At 71.4% G+C, this 19,760-nt stretch carries 21 protein-coding genes and 1 riboswitch; of the genes, 12 read left to right on the top strand and 9 right to left on the bottom strand.

Annotated elements, in window-relative coordinates:
- The first annotated feature begins 15 nt into the window (after positions 1-15).
- The 3 genes from ACFZBP_RS27980 (at position 16) to ACFZBP_RS27970 (ending at position 3,248) form a co-directional block, all read left to right on the top strand.
- Complete coding sequence (locus ACFZBP_RS27980; protein WP_391417081.1) at positions 16-645, top strand: TetR family transcriptional regulator; 630 nt, start codon at positions 16-18, stop codon at positions 643-645.
- A 418-nt stretch (positions 646-1,063) separates the two neighbouring features.
- Entirely contained in the window at positions 1,064-1,678 is a 615-nt protein-coding gene (locus ACFZBP_RS27975; protein ID WP_391417078.1) for a DUF4126 family protein, read from the top strand.
- A gap of 55 nt (positions 1,679-1,733) precedes the next feature.
- Positions 1,734-3,248, top strand: a complete 1,515-nt coding sequence (locus ACFZBP_RS27970; RefSeq protein ID WP_391417075.1) for an FAD-dependent oxidoreductase — start codon at positions 1,734-1,736, stop codon at positions 3,246-3,248.
- A 1-nt stretch (position 3,249) separates the two neighbouring features.
- Here ACFZBP_RS27970 and ACFZBP_RS27965 read toward each other — a convergent pair whose 3' ends face one another.
- The 6 genes from ACFZBP_RS27965 to ACFZBP_RS27940 all read right to left on the bottom strand — a co-directional run bounded on the left by ACFZBP_RS27965 (position 3,250) and on the right by ACFZBP_RS27940 (position 8,576).
- The gene (locus ACFZBP_RS27965; RefSeq protein ID WP_383444536.1) at positions 3,250-4,236 is read right to left on the bottom strand and encodes a hypothetical protein; all 987 of its coding nucleotides are present in this window, start codon (positions 4,234-4,236) and stop codon (positions 3,250-3,252) included.
- Between the two features lie 57 nt (positions 4,237-4,293).
- Complete coding sequence (metF, locus tag ACFZBP_RS27960; protein WP_383444530.1) at positions 4,294-5,217, bottom strand: methylenetetrahydrofolate reductase [NAD(P)H]; 924 nt, start codon at positions 5,215-5,217, stop codon at positions 4,294-4,296.
- A gap of 236 nt (positions 5,218-5,453) precedes the next feature.
- Positions 5,454-6,113, bottom strand: coding sequence for a thiamine phosphate synthase (gene thiE, locus ACFZBP_RS27955; RefSeq protein ID WP_383444527.1), 660 nt, complete (start codon positions 6,111-6,113; stop codon positions 5,454-5,456).
- Between the two features lie 415 nt (positions 6,114-6,528).
- A complete protein-coding gene (locus ACFZBP_RS27950; protein ID WP_031483328.1) occupies positions 6,529-6,894 on the bottom strand; it encodes an Rv2175c family DNA-binding protein in 366 nt (121 codons plus the stop codon).
- A gap of 69 nt (positions 6,895-6,963) precedes the next feature.
- On the bottom strand, positions 6,964-8,193 hold the full coding sequence (locus tag ACFZBP_RS27945; protein WP_383444522.1) for an NAD(P)/FAD-dependent oxidoreductase: 1,230 nt from the start codon (positions 8,191-8,193) through the stop codon (positions 6,964-6,966).
- Positions 8,194-8,225: 32 nt separating this feature from the next.
- Positions 8,226-8,576: a hypothetical protein gene (locus ACFZBP_RS27940; protein ID WP_383444519.1), complete on the bottom strand. Its 351-nt coding sequence runs from the start codon at positions 8,574-8,576 to the stop codon at positions 8,226-8,228.
- 52 nt (positions 8,577-8,628) lie between these two features.
- Positions 8,629-8,740: riboswitch (TPP riboswitch) on the top strand.
- On the opposite strand from ACFZBP_RS27940, the gene thiO reads away from it, so the two are divergent.
- From thiO to ACFZBP_RS27910, 6 genes are all read left to right on the top strand, one after another.
- The gene (thiO, locus tag ACFZBP_RS27935) at positions 8,738-9,940 is read left to right on the top strand and encodes a glycine oxidase ThiO (RefSeq protein ID WP_383444516.1); all 1,203 of its coding nucleotides are present in this window, start codon (positions 8,738-8,740) and stop codon (positions 9,938-9,940) included. Its footprint overlaps the riboswitch before it by 3 nt.
- Complete coding sequence (gene thiS, locus ACFZBP_RS27930) at positions 9,937-10,137, top strand: sulfur carrier protein ThiS (RefSeq protein WP_383444513.1); 201 nt, start codon at positions 9,937-9,939, stop codon at positions 10,135-10,137. The genes thiO and thiS overlap by 4 nt, the downstream gene beginning before the upstream one ends.
- 3 nt (positions 10,138-10,140) lie before the next feature.
- Positions 10,141-10,935, top strand: coding sequence for a thiazole synthase (locus ACFZBP_RS27925; RefSeq protein ID WP_383444510.1), 795 nt, complete (start codon positions 10,141-10,143; stop codon positions 10,933-10,935).
- Positions 10,936-11,132: 197 nt separating this feature from the next.
- The gene (gene pknB / locus ACFZBP_RS27920) at positions 11,133-13,070 is read left to right on the top strand and encodes a Stk1 family PASTA domain-containing Ser/Thr kinase (RefSeq protein ID WP_391417065.1); all 1,938 of its coding nucleotides are present in this window, start codon (positions 11,133-11,135) and stop codon (positions 13,068-13,070) included.
- A 34-nt stretch (positions 13,071-13,104) separates the two neighbouring features.
- Positions 13,105-14,004, top strand: a complete 900-nt coding sequence (locus ACFZBP_RS27915; protein ID WP_391417062.1) for a deoxyribonuclease IV — start codon at positions 13,105-13,107, stop codon at positions 14,002-14,004.
- Positions 14,005-14,078: 74 nt separating this feature from the next.
- Positions 14,079-14,567: a DUF4396 domain-containing protein gene (locus ACFZBP_RS27910; RefSeq protein ID WP_391417060.1), complete on the top strand. Its 489-nt coding sequence runs from the start codon at positions 14,079-14,081 to the stop codon at positions 14,565-14,567.
- A gap of 13 nt (positions 14,568-14,580) precedes the next feature.
- Here ACFZBP_RS27910 and ACFZBP_RS27905 read toward each other — a convergent pair whose 3' ends face one another.
- Complete coding sequence (locus ACFZBP_RS27905) at positions 14,581-15,213, bottom strand: sulfite oxidase-like oxidoreductase (protein WP_383444497.1); 633 nt, start codon at positions 15,211-15,213, stop codon at positions 14,581-14,583.
- 176 nt (positions 15,214-15,389) lie between these two features.
- Here ACFZBP_RS27905 and bfr point away from each other — a divergent pair, with 176 nt between their 5' ends.
- Positions 15,390-15,866 carry a bacterioferritin gene (gene bfr, locus ACFZBP_RS27900; RefSeq protein WP_062702861.1) on the top strand — a complete coding sequence of 159 codons (477 nt, stop codon included), beginning with the start codon at positions 15,390-15,392 and terminating at the stop codon, positions 15,864-15,866.
- 22 nt (positions 15,867-15,888) lie between these two features.
- Here bfr and ACFZBP_RS27895 read toward each other — a convergent pair whose 3' ends face one another.
- Positions 15,889-16,149, bottom strand: a complete 261-nt coding sequence (locus ACFZBP_RS27895) for a bacterioferritin-associated ferredoxin (protein ID WP_383444494.1) — start codon at positions 16,147-16,149, stop codon at positions 15,889-15,891.
- A 119-nt stretch (positions 16,150-16,268) separates the two neighbouring features.
- A complete protein-coding gene (locus ACFZBP_RS27890) occupies positions 16,269-17,621 on the bottom strand; it encodes a class II 3-deoxy-7-phosphoheptulonate synthase (RefSeq protein WP_383444490.1) in 1,353 nt (450 codons plus the stop codon).
- Positions 17,622-17,717: 96 nt separating this feature from the next.
- On the opposite strand from ACFZBP_RS27890, the gene ACFZBP_RS27885 reads away from it, so the two are divergent.
- A complete protein-coding gene (locus tag ACFZBP_RS27885; protein ID WP_071528813.1) occupies positions 17,718-17,774 on the top strand; it encodes a trp operon leader peptide in 57 nt (18 codons plus the stop codon).
- 116 nt (positions 17,775-17,890) lie between these two features.
- Positions 17,891-19,747: a chorismate-binding protein gene (locus tag ACFZBP_RS27880; RefSeq protein WP_391417054.1), complete on the top strand. Its 1,857-nt coding sequence runs from the start codon at positions 17,891-17,893 to the stop codon at positions 19,745-19,747.
- Positions 19,748-19,760 lie beyond the last annotated feature (13 nt).

The following is a 19,760-nucleotide window of genomic DNA, read 5'->3' as shown; positions in this document are numbered from 1 at the left end:
GGGACAATCAGGGCCATGGAAAGCAGCAACGCCGCGTCGGGCGGCAGCACGCGCCGTGAGGCCACCCGGCAGAAGCTCTACGAGGCGGCCGTCACGCTCATCGCCGAACAGGGCTTCTCCGCCACCACCGTCGACGAGATCGCCGAGCGGGCCGGGGTGGCGAAGGGCACGGTCTACTACAACTTCGCGAGCAAGTCGGTCCTCTTCGAGGAGCTGCTGCGCCACGGAGTGGAACTCCTCACCGCCTCCCTCAGGGAGGCGGCCGAGCAGACCGCCCGGGACAGCGGCACCAAGGTGGACGCCCTGGACGCGATGGTCCGCGCGGGCCTCGTCTTCATCGACCGCTACCCGTCCTTCACCCAGCTCTACGTCGCCGAGCTGTGGCGGACGAACCGGACCTGGCAGTCCACGCTGATGGTGGTCCGGCAGCAGGCCGTGGCGGTCGTCGAGGGTGTCCTGCGCGAGGGCGTGGAGAACGGCGAGTTCAGCGAGGAGATCGACGTCGCGCTCACCGCCTCCGCGCTGGTCGGCATGGTCCTGGTGGCCGCGCTCGACTGGAAGTCGTTCCAGCCGGAGCGCTCCTTGGACGACGTGCACGCGGCGCTGTCGCGGCTGTTGCAGGGCCGGGTGAGCGGGCGCCGCTGAGCGCTCCGTCCTCGCGCCCCTTCAGGGCGCCGCGCAGACGAAAGCGCCGGTCCGGAAGTGGCCGCGTCCCCCGCGGGCCACTCTCGAACCGGCGCCTTCTCGTGCTCCCCCGTTCCCCGTTTCCCCCGTACTCCCCCGTGTCCCCCCGCCGGACCCCCGTTCGGTCGTTCCCCCGGGTCCCCCGGTCTCGCTCCCGCCGACGCCTGGCCGGCGGAAGGAGCGGATCCGGGGCAGCTCCGTTCCGGCGCCCCGTGTCGCCGGTGCCGGAGCCGAACCCCTTCTCCGTGCCTCCACTCTCTCGTTCACGCAGGTCGGCCCCCATCCGCGCGCGTACTCATCTCATCGGCTAGGTACGCGTACTCAGGCCTGCGTGCTCATCCCCAGGCCCCTGTGTCGCCGACTGGCTACGATCGCGTCCGTGTCCATACTTCCCTTGATCTTCACCAGCGCCTGGGCCAGCGGCATCAACTCCTACGCCGTGGTCCTGCTGCTGGGCGTGTTCGGCGCGACCGGGCTGAGCGACGAGGTGCCCGAGGCGCTGCAGCGGCCCGACGTGCTGATCGCGGCCGGCGTGCTGTTCCTGTGCGAGGCCGTCGCCGACAAGATCCCGTACGTGGACTCGGCGTGGGACTCGGTGCACACCGTGGTCCGGCCGGTGGCGGGCGCGGTCGTCGCGGCGCTGCTCGCCGGGCAGAACGGGTCGCTGCCGGAGCTGGCGGCGGGCGCGGTCGGCGGTTCGACGGCGCTGGTCAGCCACCTGGTCAAGGCCGGGACACGGATGGCGGTCAACACCTCGCCGGAGCCGTTCAGCAACATCGTGGTGAGCATCGCCGAGGATCTCGGGGTCGGCGCCCTCATCACCCTCGCGATCTTCTACCCCGTCGCCGCCGCGGTCATCGCGGGCACCCTGCTGCTCGCCGGGCTGCTCCTGCTTCTCTTCCTGGTCTCGCGGATCCGTCGCTTCCTGCGCCGCAGGGCCGAGCGGCGGGCCGAGAAACGGCTCGGGCAGACGGTGACCCAACGGTCCGGCTGAGCCGTCCTTCGAGGTCATTGGGCTGTTGTCAGTGCCGGCCGATAAAGTCCCACGCATGGCACGGATTGCGGTGATCGGCGCCGGGATGGGCGCGATGGCGGCCGCTGCCCGGCTGGCCGTCGCGGGCCACCGGGTGGCGGTGTACGAGCGTACGGAGACGTACGGCGGAGCGGTGCGCCGCTTCGAGCGCGACGGCTTCGGGTTCGACACGGGCCCCGGGCTGCTCCCGCTCCCGGCCGTGTACCGCGACCTGTTCCTCAAGACGGGCAAGGAGCCGCTGGAGGACTGCGTCGAGCTGGTCCAGGTCGACCCGTCCGCGCGGCACGTCTTCGCGGACGGCACCGGGCTCTTTCTGCCGAACGCCTCGCGCGCGGGTGTCGTGGCCGCCCTCGACGAGGCGCTGGGCGCCGGAACCGGCGGCCGCTGGGGCGACTTCCTGGTCCGCGCCCGCGAGGCCTGGGACCGCACGCGCAGGCCCCTGCTGGAGGAGCCCCTGTGGCCGAACTGGCAGGTGCTGGCCGACCGCGAGCCCTATCCGGCGGTCCCCCACAAGCGACTTTTGCGCACTCGCCGGGCCGGCACCCTCGCCGAGGTCGGCGCCTGGGAGCTGCGCGACCCCCGGCTCGTCGCCCTGCTGGAGAGCTACGCCCTCGCCCACGGCCTGGACCCGCGCGTGGCCCCCGCGAGCGCGGCGGTGCTGCCGTACCTGGAGCACGCGTTCGGGACCTGGTATGTGCGGGGCGGCCTACGGGAGTTGGCGCGTGCCGTGTACGAGCGGTGCGTGGCCCGCAAGGTCGAGTTCCGTTTCGGTGCCGAGGTCGTCGGGGTGCTGGAGAAGGACGGCCGTGCGGCCGGGCTGGAGCTGGGCGACGGGTCGACGGCGGAGGCGGACTTCGTGGTCGCCGGGGTCGCTCCCGGGGTGCTGGACCGCCTCGTCCGGGAGACGTCGGTCAGGGGCGCGGACGAGGTCGCGCCCCAGCGCCGGGCGGCGAGCCGTCTGACGGTGCTGCTGGCGCTGCGCGGCGCCCGCCCGGAGGGCACGGCGCACCGCACGGTGGTGCATGCGGCGGATCGCGAGACCGAGTTGGACACCCTGTTCGGCGCCGCTCCGGGCATGGCCGCGCACCCCACGGTCACGGTGCTGCGACCCGACGACCCCGACCTGGTTCCGGACCCCGGTCATGAGGCGATCACACTCAGCGCGGTGGTGCCCGCTCAGGCCGAAGGGGACTGGGCGCAGCGGGAGGTCTTCGATCTGCACGCCGAGCAGTTGATCGCGGTCGCAGAGCGTGCCGTGCCGGGCCTGCGCGACCGCCTTCTGTGGCACGAGGTGTCCACTCCGGCCGACATCGCGGAAGCGACCGGGGCGGAGGGCGGAGCGGTGCCGGCGCCGACGCTGGCCGCGGGCGAGGGACGTCTGCTGCATCCGTCGAACAGCACAGCCATACCCGGCCTGTTCGCTGTCGGCGGCTGGTCCCACCCCGGTGGCGGCCTTCCGCACGCCGGTATGTCGGGCGCGCTGGTGGCCGGGCTGATCGTGGAGGGGCCGGAGTTCCGGGGATCGCAGTGAGTCAGAAGCGGTACTGCTCGTCGTACCCGTTCCCCTGACCCTGCTGGCGGCCGTCGCCCTGGTACGGGTACTGCTGCTCCGGCGGGAGTTCGCCGCCGTACGCCTCGTCGGTGCGCTGCTGCGGGACCCAGACGCCGCCGGGCGGGGTCTCGCCGTAGGTGCCGGTGCCGGTGGCGTACTGGTCCTGGGCGTAGCCCTGCTGTCCGTACTGCTGCTGGCCGTAGGCGTCGTACGAGGCGTCGCCGTAGGTCTGGGCGCCGATGTACGGGTCGGAGTAGGCGGCGTACTGCTGCTGGCCGGTGGCGTCGTAGCCGTACTGCTGCTGGTCGTAGCCGGAGTAGCCGGTGTCGTATCCGTAGCCCTGGTCGGCCGTGGCGTACTGGTCCTGGGGCTGGCCGGCCGCGTAGTTCTGGTCGGCGGCGGCGTAGGCCGCGTCGTTGTATATGCCGTACGAGCCGGTGTCCTCCGGGAGGGGCTGCGGCTCGTAGACGGAGGTCGTCTCCGCGGCCGTGGTCCGGTCCGGGCGGGAGGGGGTGAAGACGTCGTCGCGGTCGTAGTCGTCCTGGCCGCCGTAACCGGCGTCGCCCCTGCCGTAGTTGGCGTCGTCCCGACCGTAGTTGGCGTCGTCGCCCGCGAAACCGCCGGTCGCCTCGAGGTCGGAGACCTCCAGGGTCGGCTCCTGGCGGTCCGGTTCGCCGCGGCGGCGCTTGGCGGCGGTCAGCGGGCCGAGGGCCGGGGCGGAGACGGCCCAGCCGGCCGAGAAGCCGCGGCGGAACGACAGCGTGACGTAGGTCTGGCCGACCGCGAACGCCGCCGCGCCCAGACCGATGACGATGACGGACGGGATCAGCACCCCGACCACGACGCCGAGGAAGCCGACGAAGGCGAGCAGCCGCCAGCGCAGCCGCGCCTTGTACTGCAACAGCACTTCGCCCAACAGCCACAGCGCGACCACGCCGAACGCGATGTAGAGGACCGTCCAGCCCATGTACGCCCCTCTCCCAGTGGCCGCCTACGCAGTGTGACGTATATCAGGACGGCCGGTCTAGGCCTGCGGTGGGTGGTGCAGGCCCAGGTTCTCGTAGATTTCCAGCGTCGCCGTGGAGTTGTTGAGCGTGATGAAGTGCAGTCCGGGCACTCCCTCGGCCAGCAGCCGTGCGCAGAACTCCGTGGCGAACTCGATGCCAATGGAGCGTACAGCCGCCGGATCGTCCTTTGCTGTGAGGATCCGCTCTTTCAGGGCGGCCGGGAAGGAGGCGTTGGTGAGGGACGGGATCCGCTCCAGCGTCCTTACGCTGGCGATCGGCATGATCTCCGGAATGATCGGGGTGTCGCAGCCGGCGGCCGAGACACGGTCGCGCAACCGCAGGTAGTCCTCGGGTTCGAAGAACATTTGCGTGATCGCGTAGTCCGCGCCGGCCCGGCACTTGTCGACGAAGTGACCGACGTCCGTCTCCCAGTCGGCGGAGCGCGGGTGCATCGCCGGGAAGGCCGCGACGCCCACGCAGAAATCTCCGGACGCCTTGATCAGTTCGACGAGTTCGGCGGCGTAGGTCAGGCCCCGCGGGTGGCGCACCCAGTCGCCGAGCGGGTCGCCGGGTGGGTCACCGCGCAGCGCCAGCATGTTGCGGATCCCGGCGTCGGCGTACTGGCCGATGATGTTGCGCAGGTCGGCGACCGAGTGGTCGACGGCGGTGAGGTGCGCGATCGGGGTGAGCGTGGTGTCCGAGGCGATGGCCTCGGTCGCCTTGACCGTGCCCGCGCGGGTGGAGCCGCCCGCGCCGTACGTCACGGAGACGAAGTCGGGTCCGACCGCCTCGACCCGGCGCAGCGCGTTCCACAGGTTCCGCTCGCCCTTCGGGGTCTTGGGCGCGTAGAACTCGAAGGAATACGTCGTCTTGCCGGTCGCGAGCATCTCGCGCACGGTACGAGCGTGGTCCGACCTGATGGATGCGGTGCCGAGGGCCATACTCGCAGGTTAGCCAGGGGTCCTCGGTCCCCCAACCGGGCGCCGGACATTTGCCGGAATTGTCGGGTTGTTGTCCACGCCTTGGACAACAACGGGCCACAGAGCAACATCACCGGGGCCGGACGGAGCCCCGGGACCGTGAACCGCCACGACACTGACCACTGGCTGAGACGGGCCAGAGCAAAAGGTGAGACGCGGTTCCCTGATGAATCCGCTGCGGCGCCGCGACGCCGCGTCTACGCCTGCCGCAGCCGCTTAGCGAACTCCGCCGCCGCCTCCGCCGGGTCGGCCGCCTCGGTGATCGCCCGTACGACGACGACACGGCGGGCGCCCGCCTCCAGCACCTCGTCGAGGTTGGTCAGGTCGATGCCGCCGATGGCGAACCAGGGGCGGTCCGTGCCGAGCGCGGCGGTGTGGCGGACCAGGTCGAGGCCGGGGGCGTGGCGGCCGGGCTTGGTGGGGGTCGGCCAGCAGGGGCCGGTGCAGAAGTAGTCCACGCCCTCCTGGACCGCGGCCGCGGAGGCCTCCGAATCGGCGTGCGTCGAGCGGCCGACGAGGACGTCGTCGCCGAGGATCGCGCGGGCGGCGGGGACGGGGAGGTCGCCCTGGCCGAGGTGGAGTACGTCGGCGCCCGAGGTGTGGGCCACGTCGGCACGGTCGTTGACCGCGAGCAGCTTGCCGTGCCGGGCGCAGGCGTCGGCGAACACCTTCAGGTGCTCCAGTTCCTCGGCCGCCTCCATGCCCTTGTCCCGCAGCTGCACGATGTCGACCCCACCGGCCAGCACGGCGTCGAGGAACTCCGCGAGGTCGCCCTGCCGCCTACGGGCGTCGGTGCAGAGATAGAGCCGGGCGTCGGCGAGCTGGGCGCGGGCGGTGCCTGCGGCGGTGTCGGACATGCGGGAGCCCCCTGTGATCGGGTTGCCGGGCGGATGACGTCGGGCCGGTGCCGGACGGTGGCACGGTATCCGGAGCGGCACGGTACCTGGGGGACGGCGCGGGGGATGTGGCCGCGGGCGGGGCCGCGGCTGGCGAGCGGGGGCTGGCCTGCGGCTGCGGCTGCGGCTGCGGCTGCGGCTGCGGCTGCGGCTGCGGCTGCGGCTGCGGCTGCGGCTGCGGCTGCGGGACCCTGCCTCGGGGCAGGGCAGCTCACCGACGCACAGGCCGGGCCGGCAGGCGCTCTGCCTCACGCGCCTCGCTGGGGCGCGCCCGAGGCAACGTCGCGGCCTTGCCGCCCACGGCCGCGGTCACCCGCAGCCGTGGCCCGCAAGGCCCGGCCCGTACGCCGGACGGTGTTCGGATCAGTTGATGGGGTCAGACGGCGAGCGCCTGGGCGCGGCGCTTCACCTCCGTGCCGCGATTCTCGCTGAGGGCCTGTGCGGGGGTGCCCGGCAGGCTCTCGTCGGGGGTGAAGAGCCACTCCAGCATCTCTTCGTCGGTGAAGCCGTCGTCCCGCAGCAGTGTCAGGGTCCCGGACAGGCCCTTGACGACCTTGTCCCCGTCGATGAAGGCGGCAGGGACGTGCAGCGCGCGGTTCTCACCACGGCGTACGGCGATGAGCTGGCCCTCCTTGACCAGCTGCCGCACCCGCGTCACCTCGACATCGAGCATCTCTGCGATGTCGGGCAGGGTGAGCCAGGCGGGGACGAGAGCATCGATCTTTGCGTCAATCTCGGTCACGGGAACAAGCCTGCCATCTGCCACTGACAGTCGGAAGCCAGCCCGGTCCACCCGGGCGAGGCCGACGCGCTACACCGTCGCCGCCTTCATCGGCCTGGCCGGGTCCACCAGCAGCTCCGCGTTCATCTGCGTGCCCGCCTCGATCAGCCGCCGCCCCTGCGCCAGGTCCCTCGGCCGGCCCACCGCCAGCAGGGCGACGAGCCGTTCGCCCCGCAGCCAGCAGACCGTCCAGGCGGGCCCCGACGGGTCGCCGCGCCACAGCAACGTGTCGGCGGCGCCGTGATGGCCGGCGTACTGGACGAAACGGCCGAACTGCTCGGACCAGAAGTACGGCACGGGGTCGTAGACGGCGGAGGTCTCGCCGAGGATGTTCGCGGCGACCGTACGAGGGCCCTGGAGCGCGTTGTCCCAGTGGTGGACCAGCAGGCGCTCGCCATACCTTCCCGAAGGGAAGGAGGCGCAGTCGCCGACCGCGTAGACGTCCGGCACGGAGCTGCGCAGCCGGTCGTCGGCCAGGACCTCGCCGTGCGCTCCGAGTTCGATGCCCGAGCCGGTCAGCCAGGCCGTGGCGGGGCGGGCCCCGATGCCGACCACGACGGCGCCCGCGGGCAGCCGCGAGCCGTCGTCGAGGATCACCGCGCCGGGCTCGACGCGCTCCACGCGCGCGTGCGTACGCAGCACCGCCCCGCTGTCCTCGTACCAGGTGGTCATCGGCGCGGCCACCTCCGCGGGCAGCGCCCCCGCGAGCGGCCGGTCGGCGGCCTCCACGACGGTCACCGCACAGCCCGCCTCGCGCGCGGCCGTGGCGAACTCCGCGCCGATCCAGCCCGCGCCGACGACCACGATGTCGTGCTGCCGCGCGAGGACCGGCCGCAGCCGCTCGGCGTCGTCCAGGGTGCGCAGCAGATGCACACCGGGCACGCCCTCGGCGCCCGGGAGCCGGATCGGTTCGGCGCCGGTGGCGAGGACGAGGACGCCGTACGGGACGGGCCCGGCCTCGGTGTCCAGTTCGTGGTCGGCGGGGCGCACGCCCAGCACCTCGCGCCCCAGCCGCAGTTCGATGCCGAGCGCCTCGAAGTCGACGTCGAAGGCGGAGCCCTCGGCCTTGCCGAGCAGGACGGCCTTGGACAGGGGCGGCCGGTCGTACGGCTGGTGGGGTTCGGCGCCGATCAGGGTGACGGTCCCGGCGAAGCCCCGCTCCCGCAGGGCGACCGCCGTCTGCACCCCGGCCATGCCCGCGCCGGCGATGACCACGTGGGGCGTCGGTGACGTGCCCCGTTCCTGCGTCTGCTCGCTCACCTGATCACCATAGACAAGTGACGGTGCGTCAGTCATGGGGCGTGCTCGGTGACCTGCTCCACAACGCTGGTTCCCGAGCCGTCCTGCGACTCCCACTCCCACGTCTCGTCCAGTCGCACCCGCCCGTCCGGCAGCTCGACCACCGTCGACACACAGTGCCCCGACGACGTCGTCCCGTCCCGCTTCAGCTGCACGTACCGGAAGTCCAGCCGGTCGCCGTCCCGGGTGCCCACCAGGTGCCCGCGCACGACGTCCCCGCCGGCGTACTCGGCCCAGATCTCGCCGTCCTTCTCGTGGTACCTGAACCGGGTGCGGGTACCCACCTGACCTGGGGCTTGGTCGGCCACGGGGGCGAGGACGAGACCGTCGAGCGAGCGGGGCACGGGCGGAGGCTCCCTTACTGAGACTTACGGCGGCGGGCTAGGGTGGCCAACGTAGAGCACTCGCGGGAGCCCGGACGCACCGGGCTGAGAGGGAGGCTGGCGGCCTCCGACCGTACGAACCTGATCCGGGTCATGCCGGCGAAGGGAGGGGCTGGACGCCCATGTCGCGTACGCGAACGTCAGACGTCCTCGTCATCGGGGGCGGGATCATCGGCCTGGTCACGGCGTGGCGGGCCGCGCAACGCGGGTTCACGACGGCCGTCGTGGATCCGGAGCCGGGCGGCGGAGCCGCCCAGGTGGCCGCGGGGATGCTGGCCGCGGTCACGGAACTGCACTACGGCGAGCAGACCCTGCTCGGCCTGAACCTGGCCTCGGCCCGCCGCTACCCGGACTTCGCGGCCGAGCTCACCGACGTCACCGGCCACGACCTCGGCTACCGCCGGTGCGGCACGCTCGCCGTGGCCCTGGACGCCGACGACCGCGCCCACCTGCGCGAACTGCACGCCCTGCAACGCCGGTCGGGGCTGGACTCCGAGTGGCTGTCGGGGCGTGAGTGCCGGCGCCTCGAGCCGATGCTCGCGCCGGGCGTGCGCGGCGGGCTCCGGGTGGACGGCGACCACCAGATCGACCCGCGGCGGCTGGCCGGGGCGCTGGTGGCCGCGTGCGAGCGGGCCGGGGTCGTCGTCCACCGCACCCGGGCCGAGCGCCTGGACGTCGTGCGGGACCGGGCGGCCGGAGTCACCACGACGGGCGGTGCCCAGCTCGGGGCCGGCCAGGTGGTCCTCGCGGCCGGCAGCCTCAGCGGGCGCCTCGCGGGCGTCCCGGACGACGTACTGCCGCCGGTGCGCCCCGTGAAGGGGCAGGTGCTGCGGCTGACCGTGCCGAAGCGGTACGCGCCGTTCCTGAGCCGGACCGTGCGGGCCGTGGTGCGGGGCAGCCAGGTGTACCTGGTGCCGCGCGAGAGCGGGGAGCTGGTCGTCGGGGCGACTAGCGAGGAGCTGGGCTGGGACACGACGGTGACCGCGGGCGGGGTGTACGAGCTGCTGCGCGACGCCCACGAGCTGGTGCCCGGCATCACGGAACTGCCGCTCACCGAGACCCGCGCGGGCCTGCGCCCCGGCTCCCCCGACAACGCGCCGCTGCTCGGCCCGACCGAGCTGGCGGGGTTCTCGCTGGCCACCGGGCACTACCGCAACGGCGTGCTGCTCACGCCGGTCACCGGCGACGCCATGGCCCATGTCCTGACCACCGGTGAACTCCCGGACGAGGCCCGTCCGTTCACGCCGAAGCGTTTCTCTCCCGCCTCGCTGACGGAGCACGCCGCTCTCACGCGGCACACCGCACTCACGGAGCAGCCCGCATGAACATCTCCCTCAACGGGGAGCGGCGAGAGGTCGCTCCCGGTACGGCCCTCGACGTCGCGGTACGGATGCTCACCGCGGCGCCCTCCGGAGTGGCCGCCGCCCTCAACGAAACCGTCGTCCCGCGCGCGCAGTGGCCGTCGACGTCCCTCTGCGAGGGGGACCGCGTCGAGGTCCTCACCGCCGTCCAAGGAGGCTGAACCATGGCCGACGATCCCTTTGTCATCGGCGACACGTCCTTCACGTCCCGGCTGATCATGGGCACGGGCGGGGCGCCCAGCCTGGAGGTCCTGGAGCGGGCGCTGGTGGCGTCCGGCACGGAGCTGACCACGGTCGCGATGCGGCGGGTGGACCCTTCGGTGCACGGCTCCGTGCTCTCGGTCCTGGAGAAGCTCGGGATCCGGGTGCTGCCGAACACGGCGGGGTGCTTCACAGCCGGAGAGGCCGTGCTGACGGCCCGCCTCGCGCGCGAGGCGCTCGGTACGGATCTGGTGAAGCTGGAGGTCATCGCCGACGAGCGGACGCTGCTGCCGGACCCGATCGAGTTGCTGGACGCCGCGGAGACCCTGGTGGACGACGGGTTCACGGTGTTGCCGTACACGAACGACGACCCGGTGCTGGCGCGGAAGCTGGAGGACGTGGGCTGTGCGGCGATCATGCCGCTCGGCTCCCCGATCGGGTCGGGGCTCGGCATCCGCAACCCGCACAACTTCCAGTTGATCATGGAGCACGCGCGCGTGCCGGTGATCCTGGACGCGGGCGCCGGTACGGCGTCGGACGCGGCGCTGGCGATGGAGCTGGGGTGCGCGGGCGTGATGCTCGCCTCGGCGGTGACGCGGGCGCAGGAGCCGGTGCTGATGGCCGACGCGATGCGGCACGCGGTGGAGGCGGGGCGGCTCGCGTACCGGGCAGGACGGATTCCGAAGCGGCACTTCGCGCAGGCGTCGTCTCCTGCGGAGGGCCTGGCCGTGTTGGATCCGGAGCGTCCTGCGTTCTGAGCCGCGTCGCGGTCCCCACTGCTCGGCCACTCGCGCACCACCCGTTTCCAGTCGGTCAAGCGGTCGAACTCTCCCGTGGGGACTGAGCGCCATCGGCAGCCACCACAGCGTGGTTTGCGTCACAGGTCGGCTGCAGTACCAGCCCGATCCTGGCCGAACCGGCAGTCGTGTCAGTGTCGGCTCGTACACTCACCTGCGTGGATACGACCCTTCAGGACCCTCTGGTCGGGCAGGTGCTCGACGGCCGGTATCGCGTGGACGCGCGGATCGCCGTCGGCGGGATGGCCACGGTCTATCGGGCCGTGGACACCCGCCTGGACCGCGTGCTCGCGCTCAAGGTGATGCATCCGGCGCTGGCGGTGGATGGGGTCTTCGTCGAGCGGTTCATCCGGGAGGCGAAGTCCGTCGCCCGGCTGGCGCACCCCAATGTGGTGCAGGTCTTCGACCAGGGCACCGACGGGTCGTACGTCTATCTCGCCATGGAGTACGTCGCGGGCTGCACCCTGCGTGACGTCCTGCGCGAGCGCGGGGCGCTGCAGCCCCGGGCCGCCCTGGACATCCTGGAGCCGGTGCTCGCCGCGCTCGGCGCCGCCCACCGGGCCGGTTTCGTGCACCGGGACATGAAGCCGGAGAACGTGCTGATAGGGGACGACGGCCGGGTCAAGGTCGCCGACTTCGGGCTCGTGCGCTCCGTGGACACCGTGACCAGCACCACCGGTGCCGTGCTCGGCACCGTCTCCTATCTCGCGCCCGAGCAGATCGAGCAGCCCGGCGCCGCCGACGCCCGCGTCGACGTGTACGCGTGCGGGGTCATGCTCTACGAGATGCTCACCGGCGACAAGCCGCACGACGGGGACTCCCCCGCCGTGGTGCTCTACAAGCACCTGCACGAAGACGTCCCGCCGCCGTCGGCGATCGCGCCGGGACTGGCGTACGAGCTCGACGAGCTGGTCGCCTCGGCCACCGCGCGCACCCCGGATCTCCGCCCGTACGACGCCGTGGCGCTGCTCGCCCAGGCCCGACAGACGCGGGCCGCGCTCAGCGAGGACCAGCTGGACGCGATGCCGCCGCAGGCGCTCACCACGGAGCACGGCAACGCCGACGACCGTACGAGCGTGATCCCGCGCGCGCTGACGATCCAGCGGCCGCTGCCGGTGAACGAGGACGAGCCCGAGGCCGTCTTCAACCGGACCAGCCGGCTGGAGACTCCCCCGCCCCCGCCGCCCCGGCGGGGGCGCACCGCGCGTGCTCCGCGCGGCCCGCTGTTCGTCGTCGCCGCCGTCCTGCTGGCCCTCGGCCTCGGCGTCGGCATCTGGTACATCAACTCCGGCCAGTTCACCGAGGTCCCGCCGCTGCTCTCCAAGACCGAGGCACAGGCCAAGGACCGGCTGGAGGACGCCGGGCTGGAGGTCGGCAAGGTCGATCGCGCGTACAGCGACACCTTCGACCGCGGCACCGTCATCAGCTCGGACCCGAAGTCGGGCGCCCGTATCCGGCACAACGACTCCGTGAGCCTGGTCCTCTCGCTGGGCCCGAAGACCGTGAAAGTGCCCGACCTCCAGGGCTACCCGCTGGACAAGGCGCGGAGCGAGCTGAAGGAGCTCGGCCTGGAGCCGGGCGTCGTTAACCGGGAGTTCGACGACGAGGTCACCAGGGGTTCCGTGATCTCCTCGGTCCCCGGGACCGGCACCAAGGTCCGCTCCGGCTCCGCGATCGAGCTCACCGTCAGCAGGGGCAGCCCGGTGGACGTCCCGGACGTCACCGGCGCGAGCCCGGCCGACGCGCGGGCCGAGCTGGAGGAGGCCGGCCTGAAGGTGAAGATCGCCCCCACGCGGGTCAACTCCGAGTTCGACGCGGGCCAGGTCGCCCAGCAGTCTCCGACGTCGGGCGGCAAGCCGGCCGCCGAGGGCGACACCGTCACCCTGATGCTGTCCAAGGGCCCCGAGATGATCGAGGTCCCGGACGTGGTCGGTGACAACGTCGACGACGCCACCGCGGAGCTGAAGGCCGCCGGCTTCGAGGTCGACGAGGACCGTGGCTTGCTCGGCCTGTTCGGCGACACGGTCAAGAAGCAGTCCGTGAAGGGCGGGAAGACCGCGCCCAAGGGGTCGACGATCACGATCACCATCCGATGACCGGGGCCGGTGGCGGCCATGACACCCTGAACGGGTGAAGAGTCAGCAGTCCGCCACCCCGGGAACCCCTCCCGGCCCCTCCCGCAATCCCGTCGGCGGCCACGTCCCCGTGGCCGGCGGCCTCAGCTCCGTCGGGCTCACCTACGCCCATGACCTCAAGGCAGAGACGGTCCAGGTCTTCGTCGCCAACCCGCGCGGCTGGGCGACGCCGGCCGGGAACCCGCGGCAGGACGAGGAGTTCCGCGCGATCTGTGCGGCCGAGTCGATCCCGGCGTATGTGCACGCGCCGTATCTGATCAACTTCGGTTCGCACACCGAGGCGACGGTCGAGAAGTCGGTGGAGTCGCTACGGCACTCGCTGCGCCGCGGCCGGGAGATCGGCGCGCTGGGCGTGGTCGTACACACGGGCAGCGCGACCGGTGGCCGGGAGCGATCGGTGGCGCTGAAGCAGGTACGGGAGCACCTGCTGCCGCTGCTCGACGAGCTGACCCACGACGACGACCCGTATCTGCTGCTGGAGTCCACCGCCGGGCAGGGCGCCTCGCTCTGCTCCCGCACCTGGGACTTCGGGCCGTACTTCGAGGCGCTGGACGCCCATCCGAAGCTCGGGGTCTGCCTGGACACCTGCCACATCTTCGCCGCCGGCCATGACCTGACCGGCCCGTCCGGCATGCACCAGACGCTCGACCTGCTGGTGGACACCGTCGGCGAGGGGCGGCTGAAGCTGATCCACGCCAACGACTCCAAGGACGTCGTCGGCGCGCACAAGGACCGGCACGAGAACATCGGCGCGGGCCATATCGGCGAGGACCCGTTCCGCGCACTGATGACGCACCCGGCCACGGAGGGCGTACCGCTGATCATCGAGACGCCCGGCGGAAAGGAAGGCCACGCGGCGGACGTGGAGCGGCTGAAGAAACTCCGGGGCGCGTAAGCCTTAGGGAATACCCCAGGGGGGTATACGGTTCCTGCTCGATGCAGGAACCGTGACCTGACATGGGGGCCGTCATGCAGCACGAAGCACACGCGTCACACGCTCACCACCACGAGACGGCGGCGACCAGCAGCTGGGCGATGGCCGTCCGGGCCACCCTGCACTGCCTCACCGGCTGCGCCATCGGGGAGGTGCTGGGCATGGTGATCGGCACCGCCCTCGGCTGGGGCACGGTGTCGACACTGATCCTGGCGATCGTCCTGGCCTTCTTCTTCGGCTACGCGCTGACCCTGCGCGGCGTACTGAAGGCCGGCGTCGAACTGCGCGCCGCACTGAAGGTGGCGCTGGCCGCTGACACCCTCTCGATCGCCGTGATGGAGCTGGTCGACAACGGCGTGATCGTGCTGTGGCCGGGCGCCATGGACGCCGAGCTCACCGACCCGCTGTTCTGGTGGGTCCTGGCCATCGCGCTGGCCGTCGCCTTCGTCCTGACGACGCCGGTCAACAAGTGGATGATCGGGCGCGGCAAGGGCCACGCGGTGGTGCACCAGTACCACGGCTGACCGACGACGGGAGTCAGAGCTCGGGCCCGTCCCCGGGCTCCTCCTGGTAGGAGTACCGCTGTTCCTTCCAGGGGTCGCCGATGTTGTGGTAGCCGCGCTCCTCCCAGAAGCCGCGGCGGTCGGCGGTCATGTACTCGACGCCCCGGACCCACTTGGGCCCCTTCCAGGCGTAGAGATGGGGGACGACCAGGCGGAGCGGGAATCCGTGCTCGGCCGTGAGCAGTTCGCCGTCCTTGTGGGTGGCGAAGATCGCGCGCTCGGAGGCGAAGTCGGCGAGGCGCAGGTTGGAGCTGAAGCCGTACTCGGCCCACACCATCACATGGGTGACGGCCGGCGCCGGCGGGGCGATCTCCAGGATCGTCCGGGCCGGAATGCCGCCCCACTCCGCACCGAGCATGCTGAACTTGGTGACGCAGTGCAGATCGGCGAGGACGGTCTTGTACGGCAGGGCCGTGAACTCCTCGTGGGTCCAGCAGTGCTTCTCACCGTCGACGGTCGCCCCGAACACCCTGAACTCCCAGCGCTCGGGCCGGAACTTGGGGACCGGTCCGTAGTGGGTGACGGGCCAGCCGCGCTGCACCCGCTGTCCCGGCGGGAGCTCGGAGTGCGCTGCTGCTCCACCTTCACGCTCCACCGGCTGACCCATGACTCCATCCTGACAGACCTGGGGCAGTGCACCTGACCACACCCCTGCTCAATCCACCTCATAACGGACTAAGCATGCCCTAACTTACTAAGTGAAGACTTACTGGACGATCTTCGCTGCCGGTGCAATCATGCGGCGCAACCTGCCAGTTCCCCCGCGTGGAAGGAGCCTCTGCGATGCAGGGCGACCCCGAGGTCCTCGAATTCCTGAACGAGCAGCTGACCGGCGAGCTGACGGCGATCAACCAGTACTGGCTGCACTACCGGATCCAGGACAACAAAGGCTGGACGAAGCTCGCCAAGTACACGCGTGAAGAGTCCATCGATGAGATGAAGCACGCGGACAAGATCACCGAGCGCATCCTCATGCTGGACGGCCTGCCCAACTACCAGCGCCTGTTCCATGTGCGGGTCGGCCAGACGGTCACCGAGATGTTCCAGGCCGACCGGCAGGTCGAGGTCGAGGCGATCGACCGTCTCAAGCGGGGTATCGAGGTGATGCGCACCAAGGGCGACATCACGTCCGCGAATCTCTTCGAGTCGATCCTCGAGGACGAGGAGCACCACATCGACTACCTGGACACCCAGCTGGAGCTCATCGACAAGCTGGGTGAGGCGCTGTACATCGCGCAGCAGATCGAGCAGCCCAGCTAGGGAGCCGACGGGCGGCGGGAAGCTAGGCCGCGTCCGCCAGGTCGGTGAGCACCGGCTTGCCCTGGTCGGCCAGGTCACGGCGGGGGCACGCGCCCCGGCCCAGGATCGCCTGGATCCGGCGTACGCACGATCCGCAGTCGGTGCCGGCCTTGCAGGCGGACGCTATCTGGCGGGGCGTACAGGCGCCGTCCTCCGCGTGCTTCTTGACCTGCTGCTCGGTGACACCGAAGCAACTGCAGACGTACACGCGGACCACCTCCCGCCGGGATCGAAGTCGTGCCATCCCCTTAATCGGTGAGGCTAACCTAACCTTACCCGGCTCGCAGGAACGGTAAAAGTGCTGTGGGGCGCGGATCGAATGTGATCCGCGCCCCACTCACGTCCCTGTGACAGGCGATGCCGTCACTGGTCCCGGTACATCTCCGCGACGAGGAAGGCCAGGTCAAGCGACTGGCTGCGGTTGAGCCGCGGGTCGCAGGCCGTCTCGTAGCGCTGGTGCAGATCGTCGACGAAGATCTCGTCGCCGCCGCCCACACACTCGGTGACGTCGTCGCCGGTGAGCTCCACGTGGATGCCGCCCGGGTGGGTGCCGAGCGCCTTGTGGACCTCGAAGAAGCCCTTGACCTCGTCGAGCACGTCGTCGAAGCGGCGGGTCTTGTGACCGGAGGCCGCCTCGAAGGTGTTGCCGTGCATCGGGTCGGTCACCCAGGCCACGGTCGCGCCCGAGGCGGTGACCTTCTCGACCAGCTCGGGGAGCTTGTCGCGGACCTTGTCGGCGCCCATGCGGACGATGAAGGTCAGCCGACCCGGCTCACGGTCGGGGTCCAGGCGCTCGATGTACTGCAGCGCCTCCTCGGCCGTGGTCGTCGGGCCGAGCTTGATGCCGATCGGGTTGCGGATCTTCGAGGCGAACTCGATGTGCGCGTGGTCCAGCTGCCGGGTGCGCTCGCCGATCCACACCATGTGCGCCGAGACGTCGTACAACTGCCCGGTGCGGGAGTCGACCCTGGTCAGGGCGGACTCGTAGTCGAGCAGCAGCGCCTCGTGCGAGGAGTAGAACTCGACGGTCTTGAACTCCTCCGGGTCCGCCCCGCAGGCGTGCATGAAGTTCAGCGCCTGGTCGATCTCGCGGGCGAGCTGCTCGTAGCGCTGGCCGGACGGGGACGACTTCACGAAGTCCTGGTTCCAGGCGTGCACCTGACGCAGGTCGGCGTAGCCGCCGGTGGTGAAGGCGCGCACCAGGTTGAGCGTGGACGCGGACGCGTTGTACATCCGCTTCAGGCGCTCGGGGTCCGGGACGCGGGCGGCCTCGTTGAAGTCGAAGCCGTTGACCGAGTCGCCGCGGTACGTCGGCAGGGTCACGCCGTCACGGGTCTCGGTGCCCTTGGAGCGCGGCTTGGAGTACTGGCCGGCGATGCGGCCGACCTTCACGACCGGCACCGAGGCGGCGTACGTCAGCACGGCGCCCATCTGGAGCAGGGTCTTGAGCTTGTTGCGGATGTGGTCGGCGGACACCGCGTCGAAGGCCTCGGCGCAGTCGCCGCCCTGGAGGAGGAACGCCTCTCCCTTGGCGACGGCCGCCATCCGGGCGCGCAGCTGGTCGCACTCGCCCGCGAAGACGAGCGGCGGATACGACTCCAGCTCCGCAACGACTGCGCGCAGAGCCTCGGTGTCGGGGTACTCGGGCTGCTGCGCCGCGGGCAGGTCTCGCCAGGTGTTGCCAGCACTCGCGCTGGTCTTAGCGTTCACGGTCACGCACTCAACATTACGGGGTCGTGTCGGGCGTCCTGCCCCATGCCCAGCAATTGAGACACGGGGTACACCCCTCGGACATGGGGTAGGGTGCCTCGCATGTTCGCGCACTCGACCCAGAACTGGTGGTGGACCGCTCATCCGGCGGCCCACTGATCGCGCGTACGACAGACTTCGCGAAGGCCGCCCGAGGGGCGGCCTTCGGCGTTTCCCGGGGTCCGTTCCTCTCCGACTGAGTACCACCGAGTCTCACTGAGAAGGAGCACGGACCCATGAACCTGCTCGGCTTGCCGGACGATCCCCGACCGTTCGCCCTGCTGCGCCGCCGCACCCCGGGCCAGTACCACGACACGGTCGAGGTCCTCGTCGGCCCGGTCGCCACGTACGACCGCCTGGCCGACCTTCCCGACGAGGGCCTGGCCCTCGTCCCCTTCCGGCAGATCCGCGAGCGCGGCTTCGACGTCCGCGACGACGGCACCCCGCTGACCGTGCTGACGCCCGAGGAGACGTACGGCGTCCCGCTCGCCGAAGCCCTGGAGCAGCTCCCGGCGCACGGCGTGCGGGTCGAGGGCGGTGGCTTCGACGTCGCCGACGAGGAGTACCGCGAGATCGTCGGGCGGGTGCTGCGGGACGAGATCGGGCGCGGCGAGGGCGCGAACTTCGTGATCCGGCGGACGTACGAGGGGGCGATCCCGGGGTTCTCACGGGCCGACGCGCTGGCCCTGTTCCGGCGGCTGCTGGAGGGCGAGCGGGGGGCGTACTGGACCTTCGTCGTGCACACCGGGGAGCGCACGCTGGTCGGGGCGAGCCCCGAGGTGCACGTGCGGATGTCCGGCGGGACCGTCGTCATGAACCCGATCAGCGGGACGTACCGCTACCCGGCGGACGGCCCCACCCCCGAGCATCTGCTCGGCTTCCTCGCCGACGGCAAGGAGATCGAGGAACTGTCGATGGTCGTCGACGAGGAACTCAAGATGATGTGCACCGTCGGCGACATGGGCGGGGTGGTGGTCGGTCCCCGGCTGAAGGAGATGGCGCACCTCGCGCACACCGAGTACGAGCTGCGCGGGAAGTCCTCGCTGGATGTGCGGGAGGTCCTGAAGGAGACCATGTTCGCCGCGACGGTCACCGGCTCGCCCGTGCAGAACGCCTGCCGGGTGATCGAGCGGCACGAAATCGGCGGGCGCGGCTACTACGCCGGGGCGCTGGCCCTGATCGGCCGCGACTCCGGTGGCGCGCAGACCCTTGACTCCCCCATCCTCATCCGCACCGCCGACATCGACGCCGACGGCGGGCTGCGGGTGCCGGTCGGCGCGACACTGGTGCGCGGCTCGGACCCGGCGAGCGAGGTAGCGGAGACCCACGCCAAGGCGGCGGGCGTCCTGGCGGCGCTCGGCGTACGGCCGTCCCGGCCCCGTGCGGAGCACGCGCGCGTGCGTCTCGCCGACGACCCGCGCGTGCGTGCCGCCCTCGACGGGCGCCGCGCCTCGCTGGCCCCGTTCTGGCTGCGGATGCAGGAGCCCTCCGAGGAGCTGACCGGACACGCCCTGGTCGTCGACGGCGAGGACACCTTCACGGCGATGCTCGCGCATGTGCTGCGGTCGAGCGGGCTGGAGGTGAGCGTCCGGCGCTACGACGAGGCCGGACTGCGGGAGGCGGTCCTCGCGCATGGGGGGCCGGTCGTGCTGGGTCCCGGCCCCGGTGATCCCTCCGACCTCACCGACCCCAAGATGCGCTTCCTGCGCGACCTCACCGCCCAGGTCGTCCGCGACCACCGGCACGGCGTCCTCGGCGTCTGCCTCGGGCACGAGCTGATCGCGGCCGAGCTGGGGCTGGAGATCGTACGCAAGGAAGTGCCCTACCAGGGGGCGCAGACGACGATCGACCTGTTCGGGCGGCCGGAGACCGTCGGCTTCTACAACAGCTTCGTGGCGCGCTGCGACGACGAGGTGGCCGAGGAGCTGGGCGCGCACGGCATCGAGGTCAGCAGGGCCGGGAACGGGGAGGTGCACGCCGTACGGGGGCCCGGGTTCGCCGGGGTGCAGTTCCACCCGGAGTCGATCCTGACGCTGAACGGAACGGCCGTCGTACGGGAGTTGGTCGGTCAGCTGCGGAACACGACCGTCTAGCCATCCTGGCGGT

It is taken from the genome of Streptomyces sp. NPDC008086 (genome assembly GCF_042957325.1).
Classification (GTDB): Bacteria; Actinomycetota; Actinomycetes; order Streptomycetales; family Streptomycetaceae; genus Streptomyces.
This window is presented reverse-complemented; position numbering and strand designations above follow the sequence as displayed.